Raw genomic sequence first — 13,007 nt, forward strand, 5'->3', positions numbered from 1 at the left:
CGTGAACGGGCGGCGGCAGCGCCGGTCTTGTTATCGGTGATCGGGTTATCGTGCGACCGGGTCGAGCGGGCTGTCGCCGCGGGCGTCGGCGCGGCGCATGCCGGCGGACGCGATCGATATGAAGCGGCACGCGTGTGCGGGCGGGCCGTGCATGCCGGCGGCGTGCCGGCGCGACGCTTCCAGTGCGCAAGTGGATGCGGTAACAGTGGACATCGGGCGGATCCTGAGGTCGGGCCGTCCATGCAACGGGCGACCGCCAACGGCGGTGCCTGGCGCTCCGGGACACCCCGCCCGGTGCGGCTGCTTGGACCTCGGGTCGATGGCAGGTCTCCTGGCTCGCGGGTCGTCATTCGTGCCGGCCTTCCCGGTTTCCCAGTGGCATGCAGTGGCACGGATTCGCCGCTCACAGTTGCGGGGGCAGCCGCAGATTCGAGGCGCGGCCTCTCCTGCGTTCCCTTTTGATCCCATCCCTGGGAACCATCAGCGCGCAAGGGTAATGGCGTGCGCTCCGGCGCGTCAATTGTCCGGCTGCGCAGGGATGCGAAAAAACGTCATCGACGCGCAAAAACTTTCGAAATCCTTTCTTTCATGCGTCGGCACTGCATTTCATGTCTGACGAAACGGACGGGTTCGCTGCCATGCAATTGCGCCTGAACCGGCTCGGCGCGACGCCTGTCCATCTGACGAACGCGCGGCGAAATGCCTCCTCGCCGCCGAACCCGAGATGCGCGGCAATTCGCGCGACCGGCCAGTCCGACTCGCGCAGCCAGCGTTGCGCGACCTCGGCCAGACACTGCTCCCGCAGCGCGTGATAACCGGTGCGTTCGGCCACCAGCCGGCGCCGCAACGTTGCCTCGCTGACACCGAGCCACGCAGCCAGCTCGGCGAGCGCCGGCAACGCCTGCTCGTGCGCGAGCGCTGCCTCGAGAAAGCCGCGCACCTGCTGCGCCCACGACACGACGGCCGGCGCCGCATCGATCAGGCGAAACGGAAAATCGACGAGAAACGCGTCGAGCTCGGCCGGCTGCCGGATGACGCGGCAATCGAGCCGTGCCGCATCGAAGGCGAAGCCGTAGGTTTTGCGGCCGACCTCGACCGGCGCATTGAAGAGCCCGAGCAGCGGCATCGCGTCGTCGCGGCGCGGATGGCCGAGCCACACGCCGGTCGGCCGCAACGGCTGCCCGATCAGCCAGCCGAACAGCTGCAGATAGCAGAACAACCCCGTCAGGTCGACGAGGCACGCGGCCGGACTGCGCGTACGGCGCAGCGAATCCATCCGGAACGTCGCGCGCCTGTCTCGCACCGCGAGCGACAGCGCGCCGGCGCGCGGCGTCAGCATCTCGCAGAATTCGCGCGCACAGCGGATCGCGTCGGCGAGCGTCGCACAACTCGACAGGCAGCGGCACATCAGGTCGACTTCGCGTTTGCGCATCGGCGGGTGGCCGTCGCCGCGCGCGACCTGCGCCTCGAGGCGTTCGATTGCGTCGCGGTACAGCGCGACGAAATCGCCCGGCGTCGTCGCCGGTTGCGGTGGCGGCGCATCGCGGTCGGCCGGCGGCGCGCCGCTGCGCGTGAGTTCGCTCAGCAGGCGCGCGCCGAGGCCCGGCAGGACGCGACCGCGGGCCGGCAGGGCGCGCTGTTTCATGAGTCTCCCGATCTGATCGTTGTGACAGGGGCCGGTGAGCGGGCCGGTAGGGGTCTGCGAACCGTCGCCACGCAAGAATGCTATCCACGCCGACCGCCTTCGGCCTCGCCGGAACGGCGTAGGCCGGCCGCGCATCCCTGTCACGAACGACCACGGACGACACGCGAATGATCCAGATCGTAGACGAAATCACGCTCGCGCCCGAGCGCATTCCCGACGTGCTTGCACTGCTGCGCGACCGTTACCTGCCGGGCCATGCGGCACGCGGGCTGACGGCGGCCGGCCGCTGGGTGTCGCCGCCCGTCGCGGTGCCGGGGCAGCCGAGCACGCTGTGGCTGACCTGGCAGGTGGCGGATGCGCCGGCCTACTACCGGATGCGCGCGTTGACGGATGCCGGCGTGGTCGGCTTCTGGATCGCCGTCGACGCGTTGTGCGACGTGCGCCGCCGGCATGTGATGACGGACGCCGATGCGCCGCTGCCCGCGCTGACGGAGGTCGACCGTGCGGCATGACACGGCACAGGTATTCGTGGCGGCGGATTGCAACGCAGGCGCGATCGAACCTGCAATGCACGAGGCCGCGCACGCGCTGGCTGGTGCGAAACGCGTGGCATTGGCACGCAATCTGGACGGCAGCTGGGGCGCGGGCGATTACACGCTCGACGTGCTGCGCGACGAGTCGGCGGCCGAAGGCACGGCGGATTTCGCCGCATTGGCGCAACTGCCGGGCATCGAGCGCATCGACGGCGCCAGGTGCCGTGCGATCGGCGGCGGCCTGCGCGAACCGGCGCTGCGCGACGGCGTGTGGCGCACGCTGATGCTGCGCGTGCGGCCGCAGGCCAGCGCAGCACAGATCGCCGCGCTCGAACGCGAACTGCTGCAGATGCCCGCATTCATGCCCCGCATCCGCAACTGGCGCCTGAGCCGGATCGTGACGTCAGGCACGTGGACACACGTGTGGCAACAGGAATTCGCGCACGTCGGCGATCTGCTCGGCGAATACCTGATGCATCCGTATCACTGGGGCTGGGTCGACCGCCGGTTCGATGCCGAAAGCCCCGACTGGACGGTCGACGCGATCTCGCATGCGTTCTGTCCGCTGGCGTCGAGCCTGCTGGCCGATACGGCGGCGTGACGCGCAGCACCCATCAAGTGGACAACTACCCTGGAGACATGAAGATGCGAGCCCTGTTGATCGACCGCGTCGGTCATTCCGACGCATTACGGATGGCCGATGTGCCGGCACCGATGCCGGGCCCCGGCGACGTGCTGATCCGCGTTGCCTACGCGGGCGTCAATCCTGCCGACTGGAAATGCCGCGAAGGCTACCTCGGCGCATTCATCCAATACACGTTTCCGTTCGTGATCGGCTTCGACGCGGCGGGCGTGGTCGAAGCGGTCGGCGAAGGCGTCGACGGTTTCGCACCCGGCATGCGCGTGTTCGCGCAGACCGACGTCGGCGCGGGGCGCTGGGGCGCGTTTGCGGAATACGTGGCGGTGCGCCACGACTCGGTCGTGCGCGTGCCCGACGTGGTGAGCCTGGCGGAAGCCGCTACGGTGCCGACGCCTGCGCTCGCCGCATGGGCCGGCCTGTTCGACGACGGCGGGCTGCAGGCGGGCCAGGTCGTGCTGGTGCACGGCGGCGCGGGCGCGGTCGGCACGTTCGCGATCCAGCTTGCGGTGCAGGCCGGCGCGCGCGTCGCGGCGACGTGCTCGGCGCGCAACCGCGAGACGGTCGAATCGCTGGGCGCGGCGGCAAGCATCGACTATCGCGCGCAAGACATCGCCGCGGCGTTGCTCGCATGGGCGCCGGGCGGCGCCGACCTCGTGCTCGACGCGGTCGGCGGCGACACGCTGCCCGATGCGCTCGACCTGCTGGCACCGGGCGGCACGCTGGTGAACATCATGACGCTCGCGGCCGGCGATGCGGAGCGGCTGGCTGCGACGGCCGCCGAAGCCGCACGGCGCGGCCTGCGCACCGCGATGACCTATAGCCGGATGCCGAGCGGCGGCACGCTCGGCCGGATCGCGGGGCAACTCGAAAGGCGCGCGCTGCGCGTGCCGCGTTTCGACCGTTTCCCGCTCGAACAGGCGGCCCGCGCACTCGATCTCGTTCAAACGGGCGAGGCGCAAACGAAGCTGGTGCTTCATGTTGCGGATATCGCCGGCTGAGCGGCCCGCACGCACCTCACAGGAGACAACGATGACCGATACCCGAACAGGTGTACTGGCCGGCAAGTGCGCGCTCGTGACGGGCGCCAGCCGCGGCATTGGCCGCGCGATCGCGCAGCGCCTCGCATCCGAAGGCGCGACCGTCGTCGTGACGGCGCGCAGCCTCGCGCAATCGGCGACGACCGCCGGTACGCTCGCCGAAACGGTTGCGTTGATCGAGCAGGCCGGCGGCCGCGCGCTCGCGCTCGCGGCGGACCTGTCGAACGCAGCCGAGCGCGATGCGCTCGTCGGGCGCGCGGCGCAAGCCGCCGGCGGCCTCGACATCCTCGTCAACAACGCGGGCGTGGCCGACTATGCCTGCGTCGACGCGATGCCGATGACGATGTTCGACACGACGATCGAACACTATCTGCGCATCCCGTTCGCGCTCGCGCAGGCCGCGATCCCGCTGATGCGGGCACGCGGCGCCGGCTGGATCGTGAACGTCGGCTCGGTGACGGCGCTGCCGCCGCTGCGGCCGTTCGACGATTTCTCGCGTGCGGGCGGCGCAACCGTCTATGCGGCGGTGAAGGCGGCACTGTCGCGCTTCACGCAGGGGCTTGCGGCGGAACTCGAAGCCGACGGCATCGCAGTGAATCTCGTTGCGCCGAGCACGGCGATCCGCACGCCGGGCGCCGCGCGCTACATCCCCGAAGGCTATCCGACCGAGGACGTCGCGTATCTCGCCGAAACCGCGCTCGCGCTGTGCCGCCTGCCGGCGCGCGAACGCACGGGCCTCGTCACGCACAGCCTGCATTTCCCGCTCGCGCAGCAACTCGCGGTGCGCTCGCTCGACGGCCGCACGGCGTTGCCGCCGCCGGTGATTCCCGCGTATGCGCATCCTCACATCGACCCGACAGGACTCTGATTGACATGACGAACACGATTCGCTTCGACGGCGGCACCGCCGTGATCACCGGCGCGGCCAGCGGCATCGGCAGCGGGCTCGCGCGCCACGCCGCCGGGCTCGGCATGCGCGTCGTGCTGGCCGATCTCGACCCGGCAAAGCTCGACGCATTCGCCGCGACGCTCGACACCGACGTCCTGTGCGTGCCGACCGACGTCAGCCGGCCGGACGCCGTCGACGCGCTGGCGGAAGCCGCCTGGCAACGTTTCGGCGGCGTCGACCTGCTGTTCAACAACGCGGGCGTGATGGCGACCGGCTTCAGCTGGGAAATCACGCCGGAACGCTTCGAGCGCAGCTTCGCGATCAACGTGCACGGCGTGCTGAACGGGATCCGCAGCTTCGTGCCGCGGATGCTCGAGCGCAACGTGCCGGCGCGGGTCGTGAATACCGCATCGGTCGGCGGGTTCCTGCCGAGCCCGCTGATGTCGCCTTATTCGGCGACGAAATTCGCGGTGGTCGCGCTGACCGAATCGCTGTATGGAGAACTGAAGATGCTCGGTGCACCGGTCGGCGTGTCGTTGCTCGCCCCGGGCCCCGTGCACTCGGGCATCTTCAACGACCCATTCGGCGCGGCGCAGGATCGGCCCGAGGTGCGCGGCTTCGTCGACACGATGCGCTCGATGCTGAACGCACACGGGCTCACACCCGACGCGTTTGCCGAGCGGGTGTTCGACGGCATCCGTGAGGGGCGCTACTGGCTGATTCCGCAACCGGAGACGATCGACGGCGCGCTGCAGCGGCGCACCGACGACATCCTCGCTTCACGCGATCCGTCGCTGCCGTCGTTCTGAGGGCCGCGCCCGGCGCGCGCCGTCACATGTGCGTGCCGGCGTGCGTGCGGCCGCTCGGGTCGCCGCCGCGATCGGGTGGCGTATTGTTCTGATCGATCTTCGCGAGTACGAAGCCGGCGTGCGGCAACGCGCCGGGCGGGCGGTGCATCGCTTGCGCGACGGTGTCGTGCGGCGACGCGGCAGGAAAACCGGATGACGTCACGCCCGGTTGAGCGAACGCCGAAAGGGAAGCGGCCGCCAGGGCGGCGGTGACGATCGCGTGCGATTTCATGGTGGCTCCTTCACGACTGACTGCGGGACAACGTAATCAGTCTAGGGCGCGAAACTTAACGCGCGGTGAAGGAGCGGTGCGGCGCGGATGACGAAATGTTCATGTGCGCCGCGCGCGGTCATGCCGACCCCGACACCAGCGCGCAGAAGTTCTCGAGATCGACATTGCCGCCGCTGATCACCACGCCCACGCGCTTGCCTTGCAGCGCGTCCTTCATCCGTCGCACGGCGGCGAACGACAGGCAGCCGGTCGGTTCGACCACAATTTTCATACGCGTGGCGAAGAAGCGCATGCAGTCGACCAATTCCGCGTCCGTCGCGGTCAGGATGTCGTCGACGTCGCGGCGGATGATCGGGAACGTCAGGTTGCCGAGGTGCTGCGTCTGCGCGCCGTCGGCGATCGTGCGCGGCGTGTCGATATGCACGATCGCGCCGGAACGGAACGATTGCTGGCCGTCGTTGCCGGCTTCCGGCTCGACGCCGTACAGCGTCGCGTGCGGCGACAGCGCGCGCGTGGCGAGCGCGGTGCCCGACAGCAGCCCGCCGCCGCCGAGCGGCGTGAATACTGCGTCGAGCGGGCCGACTTCGTCGAACAGTTCCTTGGCCGCCGTGCCCTGGCCGGCGATCACGTCCGGGTGGTCGTAGGGCGGGATCAGCGTGAGCCCGTGCTGCGCCGCGAGATCGCGCCCGATCTGTTCGCGATCCTCGGTGTAGCGGTCGTAGGTCACGACCTTGCCGCCGTAGCCGCGCGTCGCGGCGATCTTCGCGGCCGGCGCATCCTGCGGCATCACGATCGTCGCGGGAATGCCGAGCATGCGCGCCGACAGCGCAATGGCCTGCGCATGGTTGCCGGACGAGAACGCGACGACGCCGTTGCGGCGCTGCGCTGCGTCGAAGCGCGACAGCGCGTTGAACGCACCGCGAAACTTGAATGCGCCCATGCGCTGCAGGTTCTCGCACTTGAAGAACACCTGCGCGCCGAGCGCTTCGTCGATCGTCCGGGACGTCATGACCGGCGTGCGGTGCGCGTGGCCGTCGAGCCGGGCCGCGGCGGCGGCAACGTCGTCGTACGTGGGGAGAGTCGGAGAGTTCATGGGTTGCCCGGTGGTCGTAAAAATCGGTCGGCAGGAACGCCGCGCGGGTATCGCGCTTGCGTCATTTCGCATCGTTATAGACGGTCGCGCGCGAGACGCCGAGATGCTGCGACACGATCTCCATCGCGCGTCGCACCTCGAGGAAGCCGTCGGCTTTCAGCGTCTGCATCAGCTCGCGGCGCTGGTCGGTCTTCAGTTCGCGCGGTGTCGTCGCGAGGCGCATCGCGAACGCATCGATCCGTTGCCGGATCGCGTCCGCGCCGGCCGGGTCGAGCGTTTCGGCGACGGCTTCGCCATCCGTGCTGCAGAACTGGTTCAGCATGCCCTGGAAGCCGCGGAACAGCGTGACGTCGGCATTCAGGCACAGCGCGGCCACGTAGCGGCCGGTCGAATCCTTGATGCCGATCGACGTGCTTTTCGCGGTGCGGCCGTCGGCGAAGCGGTTCGGGTAGTTCGCGAGCACTGGCGGGAAATCGTCGTCCGCGATGCGGGCGAGCCCGAGCTCGGTCGCGGGATCGCCGACTGCGCGCCCGGACAGGTTGTTGTGGATCGCGAGGATCGCGTGCTTCGGCGTGCGCAGGTCGTGGACCACGACCTCGGTGAACGGCGCGAACATTGCGCCGAGCCCTTCGGCAATGTGCTGCACCTGTTCGATCAGCGATGCCTGCTCGGACAGCGTTTTTTTCCGGGCGGTGGTCATGATGGTTTCGCGTTCAGGTTTCGGATCGATGCGACGGCTTCGGGAAAGGGGCAACCGGCGTGTTATTCGCCGTCCGCGGCTTCCGGCCGCGTGATGTCGGCGAGCAGCGGCTGCGCGATCCGCACGTAGTCGGCCGCGTCGAGCACGACGGAGCGGTCGAGGCGCCCCGCGTTGAAGGCGATCTCGGCGTTGCGCTCGACCAGTGCGGGATCGACGACGAGCGTCACGCTGGCGTCGAACACGAACGGCGGCACGGCACCCATCACGCAGCGCGTGACGGTAGCCGCGAGGTCGGGCGACGCGAGTGTTGCCTTGCGCCGGCCGACCGCATCGGCGACCTTGCGGAAATCGATCTTCCGGTGGCCGGGAATCACGGCGAGCGCGGTGGTGTCGCCGCCATCCTTGAACGTGCAGAGCATCGCCTTCGCGCCCTGTTCGGGGCGTGTGCCGCGTAGCGCGGCGATCGCGTCGGATTTGCCTTCGGCCGGATGCGCCAGCACGCGGAATCGCGCGCCGGAAGTGTTCAGCAGATCGCAAAGCGTGTCGAAAACGGGGTAGTCGCTCATGTCGCTCCGGGCAGGTGAGGCCGGGGGATCGGGGCGCGCGCGGGTTCGAATGCTTCAGCGTGCCGCTCGATGGATTGTCCAATTATAGACGTTTTGTAATAGGCGTGGCAAAGGTGCGGGAACGTGGGGAGTGGAGTGTGTTGCGCGCGGAAAGGGGATCGTCGAAAAATGGGGGGGCGTCGCGGAATGGGGCAGCGCGTGGGGGGAATGACCGGCGTTCGGCCAGCGGGTAATAGGTGGATCGATTCGGTAAATCACAAAGCAATCCGAATAATTGAGATCTGGCAGCCGGCAATGATCGGGACAATGGGCGACGTATTCAATCGCTGGAACCGCAGTCAGTCCCGCGCTCGACAGCTCCCGTACCGCTTCGCGAGAGGAACGCGATCGTCGCAAGCGTCGCTTCGAATGATGCCGGGCAATCTGCCCCGTATGCCGTCGCCGGTGCGTACCGGCAATAATGTGTCGAATGACCCATTTTCGCAACATCAGCGATGAGCACGTAACGTGGATCGCGGAACCCGGTTGTAGCCATTCAGCTCGGCGTTACGAGGCCCGGGGGCGTGGATCTTCAGTCTCGTGAAAAACACGAGCGGGCGCACTCGTCGCCATGCCGGACAGTTTTGCCGGGGATGCTTGCGCAAGCGGAAGACAAGCAAAGATATCGCTTGCAGGTGGACGCCGAACACGTTATGTGTACGCTCGCCGATGGATACCGTCTCGTCGCTCCAGGTTCCGAAACCTGCGTAGAATGTCGCCGTCAGGTTCGGTATCTCGGCTCTCACAGCGGCACCAGCGCCTGGAAGCCGACGGCAAATGCGAATCGACCGACACGACCCAATATCAGCTATCGATGTTTTGAAAAATCCGGTCGACCAACCTATATTACTGCTCCCGGAACACCGAGCGGGCATGGCGCGGTCGGTATGCGACCGGGCATGAGCGGCGCCGACGCGTCATCAGCACCATCGCCCGGGCATTCGCTCACAGGGCAGCAGGAGAAATTCTTGAAGAGGGCGGCTCTCGATAACGGACGCGTCTTGACCGAGCGCGGCAAGAACGCTGTGAACAAAATTATGGCCAGTGCGATCGAGATCTTCGTCGTCGAAGGCTACGGCGGGCTGACCATGCGGAAGGTCGCGGCAAAAGCCGGATTGGCGCTGTCGAACCTGCAGCACTACTTTCCCACTCGCGAAGACATCTTCGAGGCCATCCTTTCCGCGACGCGGGACGCGTATGCCAATACGTACGACAGCGTGCGCGCGGACACGTCGCTGACACCGGAGGGCCGCCTGGAGAAAGTGATCAGATTGTTGCTTGAAGACGGAAAGCAGCCCAAGACCCAAAGCCTGTTCGTGAACTTCTGGGCACTGGCCCAGACCCAGGAGTTCGCGCGGAAAATGCTTGAAGAGGGATACGGATTTCAACGCAGCGTGATCGCCGGATTCCTCGAGGCCGTGAATCCGGCGCTGTCACAGGCAGTGCTCATGAGGCGAGCCGCACTGATTACGGCACAGATCGAAGGGCTCATCGTGTTGATACTGCAAAGGAATCGGTTCCCGTCGGATATCAAGGGAATCGAGGACGATGCGGTGATGGCCATTCTGGCCTTGGCCAAGGCGCCATGAGCTGAATTGCTGCGGCGGCCCGGTGTCGCCTGGGTAGGGGGAGCTTCAGAACACCGAAAATACTGCGCGACAAGGTTGGCTAAGACGCGGCGCGTTTCGTCGATATCGCATCAATTGGAACCGTATCCATGTCTGACGCTTCTTGGCGATCGCACAAAGATGGCGTAGAGAAGATGCATTCGGGATCGAAAACGGCCAGCGATATGCAATGCATACCGCCGGCCGGCAAAGGTACACAGCACTAAATCTCGCCAAAGGCGACCGCACCACGCGATCGCCTGACCTCACCCCCGCACAGCCTTCACCACATACTGACTCGTCGGCACCACATCGATTTTGTCGAAGTCGATGAAGCGCCCACAGCTATCCATCATCTCCGCCACATTCCGCTGGAATTTCTCGTCATCGCCAACCGCATCGAAGAACGCATGCGGATCGGTCATCGCCGCAGCGGGAAAGCACTCCTCGACGATTGCGTCGTACCCCGGCGCCGCATGCGTGAGCGCACGCACGACGACGTTCTGCACGTACAGGAAATTGTCCTGCGTATCGATAGCAACGCGCGTGTGATGCCCGTGCCATACGTCGAGCCACGCTTCGTGCGTCAGCCGCGGCGGCCGCTTCAGGAACGCGAGCTGCGAGAAGCCCGTGGTCCGCTCGCCCGGTCGTGCCGGAAAGCGTGTATTCGGAATCGGCTGCGACTCGGTGACGAGATACGCAGCCATGTGCGGGACCACTGCACGCACCGCATCGTCGAACGGCTGGCGGAACATCGCGTTGGCGCTGTCGATCCACACCGCGACGGTCCCGTCGATGCCCGGGTGCGTGTTGGTCTGCTTCAGGCCGGCGGCCGGCGCGACATCCGCATCGGCGACGTTCATCTGCACGCCGTGCGCACCGAGCGACACCAGCTTGTCGGCGAGCTGCCCGCGCATCGTGCGGCTCCACTGATCGGGCGCGGCCTGTGCGTCGCGCCACAACACGTAAATGACTTTCTCCATTGCTCCGGCTCCAGGGTGAAATGACGGGGTTGGCGGCGAGGCCGCCGGGGTTCAGGAAGCGGTTTCAGGCGATCCGGCCGCGTGGTGCGCGCCCGGTGCGAACCGGTTCGCTGTCAGCGTGAACGACGGCGGGATCGGCGACGTGACGGTTTCGAACAGCCGTTCGTGGCGCGTCGCATGAATGCGCCACACGCCATCGCGTTTTACGTACTGGTCGTCGTAGAACGCGGTGCCGTGCAGCAGGTAGTTATCCTCAAGATTGATCGCGTGATCCTCGAGAAACCACACGCCGCACGCGTGATCGGACGAGACCAGCGTGAGCTCGGGGTGATGGCCGTGATGCATCGTCAGGAAGGTCGGCTTGCCGATCAGTGCGCGCAGGCTGGACACGAACGCGTCGCGGCCGTCGTACGCATAGCGGCCGCCATACAACCGCGCGTCGCAGTCTTCGGTCAGGCAATCGGCGAGCAGAGCCCAGTCGTGCGTGTCGACCGCGCGGAAATACCGGTACTTCAACTGTCGGATCTGCTCGTACTCATGGAGCGTGCGGGTCGTGTCGTCCATCGCCGGGTCTCGTGGTGGTGTGGTTCGATGGTAGGAACGAAGCTGCCTGCATCACATCGTCTGTTCGGACGAACGCCGTTGTTGCACGTAAGCGGCACTGTCGAAACGAATCATGGGTTTCATCCGAACGGGTGATGGCCGACGCAACGCGCGGCGGTAACGTGGCATCGACGCGGCGTTCGAACCGCGCCCGCACCGAACAAGGAGACAGGATGACCCTCATCGAATCGCTGGAAGCGCGCGTGCGCCGGCTCGAGGACGCCGACGCGATCCGCCGGCTGAAGGCGCGCTACTTCACGTGCTGCGACCGCAAGGATCCGCAAGGGATGCGCGACTGCTTCGCACCCGGTCTCGTGCACATCGACTATGGCCGGATCGGCACGTTCGATACACGCGATGCGCTCGTCGACGTATTCACGCAACTCGGCTGCCATCCGTACATCGTCGAGATGCACCACGGCGTGAATCCCGCGATCGACGTGCTCGACGACACGCATGCGCGCGGCACGTGGGGCCTGCACTACCAGATGATCGACACGAACGCGCGCACGCTCACGCAGCTCGGCGCGTACTACGACGACGAATACCGCAAGGTCGACGGCGAATGGAAGATCGCGGGCACGCGCTGCGTCGTCACGTCGACGCTGTCGGCCCGCTACGAAGGCGATGCGCCGGGCGTGCTGTTCGCCGGCGTACAGCCCCCGGCCGCCTGACGCACGCCAGCGCCACGCTCATGGCGCACATTCCACAGGAGATATCGAACATGACACATAACCACGATACGCCGGTTGCCGTCGTGACGGGCGCATCGCGCGGCGCGGGCAAGGGTATCGCGCGCGCGCTCGGCGCGGCCGGCATGACCGTCTACGTAACGGGCCGCTCGCAGCACGAAGGCGATGCGCCGCTGCCCGGCACGATCCACGCGACCGCACGCGAGATCGATGCGCTCGGCGGCCGCGGGATCGCGGTGGCCTGCGACCATGCGGACGACGCGCAGGTGAAGGCACTGTTCGAGCGCGTCGAACGCGAAAGCGGGCGGCTCGACATTCTCGTCAACAACGCGACCAGCCTGCACGATCAGCTGATCCTGCCGGGCCCGTTCTGGGAGAAGTCGCTCGACCTCGTCGACATCCTCGATGTCGGGCTGCGCTCGGCCTATGTCGCGAGCTGGCATGCGGCGCCGCTGATGGCGAAGCGCCGCAGCGGGTTGATCGCGTTCACGTCGTCGTTCGGCGCGAGCTGCTACATGCACGGCGCGGCCTACGGCGCGCAGAAGTCCGGCGTCGACAAGTTCGCGAAGGACATGGCCGTCGACCTGAAACCGTTCGACGTCGCGGCCGTGTCGATCTGGATGGGCCCGCTGCGCACCGAGCGCACGACGCGCGTGTGGGACGAACACCCGGATCTGTACAAGGAATTCTCGCTCGTCGCGGAAAGCCCCGAATTCACGGGCCGCGTGATTCACGCGATCCACGGCGATCCGCAGCGCATGGCGCTGTCGGGGCAGGTGCTGGTCGGTGCGGAAGCCGCACTGCAGTACGGCATCGCCGATCTCGACGGCAAGCAGCCGCCGTCGTACCGCGAGTTGCTCGGCGGGCCCGTGCAGGCACATCCGGCGATCGTCGCCTGAG

Annotated in this window: 16 protein-coding genes and 1 riboswitch; of the genes, 8 read left to right on the forward strand and 8 right to left on the reverse strand. The window is 67.0% G+C overall.

Going from position 1 to position 13,007, the window contains the following annotated elements; translation table 11 throughout:
• Window positions 1-45 precede the first annotated feature (45 nt).
• Together B7G54_RS38900 and B7G54_RS02005 are read right to left on the reverse strand one after the other, a co-directional pair.
• On the reverse strand, window positions 46-213 hold the full coding sequence (locus B7G54_RS38900) for a hypothetical protein (protein WP_165765532.1): 168 nt from the start codon (window positions 211-213) through the stop codon (window positions 46-48).
• 91 nt (window positions 214-304) lie between these two features.
• A riboswitch (cobalamin riboswitch) is annotated at window positions 305-497 on the reverse strand.
• A gap of 89 nt (window positions 498-586) precedes the next feature.
• The gene (locus B7G54_RS02005; RefSeq protein ID WP_085037516.1) at window positions 587-1,645 is read right to left on the reverse strand and encodes a helix-turn-helix transcriptional regulator; all 1,059 of its coding nucleotides are present in this window, start codon (window positions 1,643-1,645) and stop codon (window positions 587-589) included.
• A 167-nt stretch (window positions 1,646-1,812) separates the two neighbouring features.
• On the opposite strand from B7G54_RS02005, the gene B7G54_RS02010 reads away from it, so the two are divergent.
• From B7G54_RS02010 to B7G54_RS02030, 5 genes are read left to right on the forward strand one after another with little or no spacing between them, the layout of a single operon-like run.
• Window positions 1,813-2,157 (forward strand): hypothetical protein, encoded by a 345-nt coding sequence (locus tag B7G54_RS02010; RefSeq protein ID WP_085037517.1) that lies wholly within the window; start codon window positions 1,813-1,815, stop codon window positions 2,155-2,157.
• Window positions 2,147-2,779, forward strand: a complete 633-nt coding sequence (locus B7G54_RS02015; RefSeq protein WP_085037518.1) for a Dabb family protein — start codon at window positions 2,147-2,149, stop codon at window positions 2,777-2,779. The genes B7G54_RS02010 and B7G54_RS02015 overlap by 11 nt, the downstream gene beginning before the upstream one ends.
• A 44-nt stretch (window positions 2,780-2,823) precedes the next feature.
• The gene (locus tag B7G54_RS02020) at window positions 2,824-3,816 is read left to right on the forward strand and encodes an NADP-dependent oxidoreductase (protein WP_085037937.1); all 993 of its coding nucleotides are present in this window, start codon (window positions 2,824-2,826) and stop codon (window positions 3,814-3,816) included.
• A 31-nt stretch (window positions 3,817-3,847) separates the two neighbouring features.
• Window positions 3,848-4,723, forward strand: a complete 876-nt coding sequence (locus tag B7G54_RS02025; RefSeq protein ID WP_085037519.1) for an SDR family NAD(P)-dependent oxidoreductase — start codon at window positions 3,848-3,850, stop codon at window positions 4,721-4,723.
• A 5-nt stretch (window positions 4,724-4,728) separates the two neighbouring features.
• Window positions 4,729-5,553: an SDR family NAD(P)-dependent oxidoreductase gene (locus B7G54_RS02030; RefSeq protein ID WP_085037520.1), complete on the forward strand. Its 825-nt coding sequence runs from the start codon at window positions 4,729-4,731 to the stop codon at window positions 5,551-5,553.
• A 22-nt stretch (window positions 5,554-5,575) separates the two neighbouring features.
• On the opposite strand, the gene B7G54_RS02035 is transcribed toward B7G54_RS02030, so the two are convergent.
• From B7G54_RS02035 to B7G54_RS02050, 4 genes are all read right to left on the reverse strand, one after another.
• On the reverse strand, window positions 5,576-5,824 hold the full coding sequence (locus B7G54_RS02035; RefSeq protein ID WP_085037521.1) for a hypothetical protein: 249 nt from the start codon (window positions 5,822-5,824) through the stop codon (window positions 5,576-5,578).
• Window positions 5,825-5,942: 118 nt separating this feature from the next.
• A complete protein-coding gene (locus tag B7G54_RS02040; RefSeq protein WP_085037522.1) occupies window positions 5,943-6,917 on the reverse strand; it encodes a threo-3-hydroxy-L-aspartate ammonia-lyase in 975 nt (324 codons plus the stop codon).
• A gap of 61 nt (window positions 6,918-6,978) precedes the next feature.
• Window positions 6,979-7,617, reverse strand: coding sequence for a helix-turn-helix transcriptional regulator (locus B7G54_RS02045; protein ID WP_085037523.1), 639 nt, complete (start codon window positions 7,615-7,617; stop codon window positions 6,979-6,981).
• A 62-nt stretch (window positions 7,618-7,679) separates the two neighbouring features.
• Window positions 7,680-8,183, reverse strand: a complete 504-nt coding sequence (locus tag B7G54_RS02050; protein ID WP_085037524.1) for a YbaK/prolyl-tRNA synthetase associated domain-containing protein — start codon at window positions 8,181-8,183, stop codon at window positions 7,680-7,682.
• 563 nt (window positions 8,184-8,746) lie between these two features.
• Between B7G54_RS02050 and B7G54_RS02055 the strand changes: the two genes are divergently transcribed.
• The gene (locus B7G54_RS02055) at window positions 8,747-9,811 is read left to right on the forward strand and encodes a TetR/AcrR family transcriptional regulator (RefSeq protein WP_133059134.1); all 1,065 of its coding nucleotides are present in this window, start codon (window positions 8,747-8,749) and stop codon (window positions 9,809-9,811) included.
• Between the two features lie 284 nt (window positions 9,812-10,095).
• Here B7G54_RS02055 and B7G54_RS02060 read toward each other — a convergent pair whose 3' ends face one another.
• Complete coding sequence (locus tag B7G54_RS02060; protein WP_085037526.1) at window positions 10,096-10,812, reverse strand: EthD domain-containing protein; 717 nt, start codon at window positions 10,810-10,812, stop codon at window positions 10,096-10,098.
• Window positions 10,813-10,863: 51 nt separating this feature from the next.
• Window positions 10,864-11,376, reverse strand: a complete 513-nt coding sequence (locus B7G54_RS02065; RefSeq protein WP_085037527.1) for a nuclear transport factor 2 family protein — start codon at window positions 11,374-11,376, stop codon at window positions 10,864-10,866.
• Between the two features lie 212 nt (window positions 11,377-11,588).
• On the opposite strand from B7G54_RS02065, the gene B7G54_RS02070 reads away from it, so the two are divergent.
• Both B7G54_RS02070 and B7G54_RS02075 read left to right on the forward strand, forming a co-directional pair.
• The gene (locus B7G54_RS02070; RefSeq protein WP_085037528.1) at window positions 11,589-12,089 is read left to right on the forward strand and encodes a nuclear transport factor 2 family protein; all 501 of its coding nucleotides are present in this window, start codon (window positions 11,589-11,591) and stop codon (window positions 12,087-12,089) included.
• Between the two features lie 50 nt (window positions 12,090-12,139).
• Entirely contained in the window at window positions 12,140-13,006 is an 867-nt protein-coding gene (locus B7G54_RS02075; RefSeq protein WP_085037529.1) for an SDR family NAD(P)-dependent oxidoreductase, read from the forward strand.
• The last annotated feature ends 1 nt before the right edge of the window (window position 13,007 follow it).

The organism is Burkholderia puraquae (genome assembly GCF_002099195.1).
GTDB classification, from domain to species: domain Bacteria; phylum Pseudomonadota; class Gammaproteobacteria; order Burkholderiales; family Burkholderiaceae; genus Burkholderia; species Burkholderia puraquae.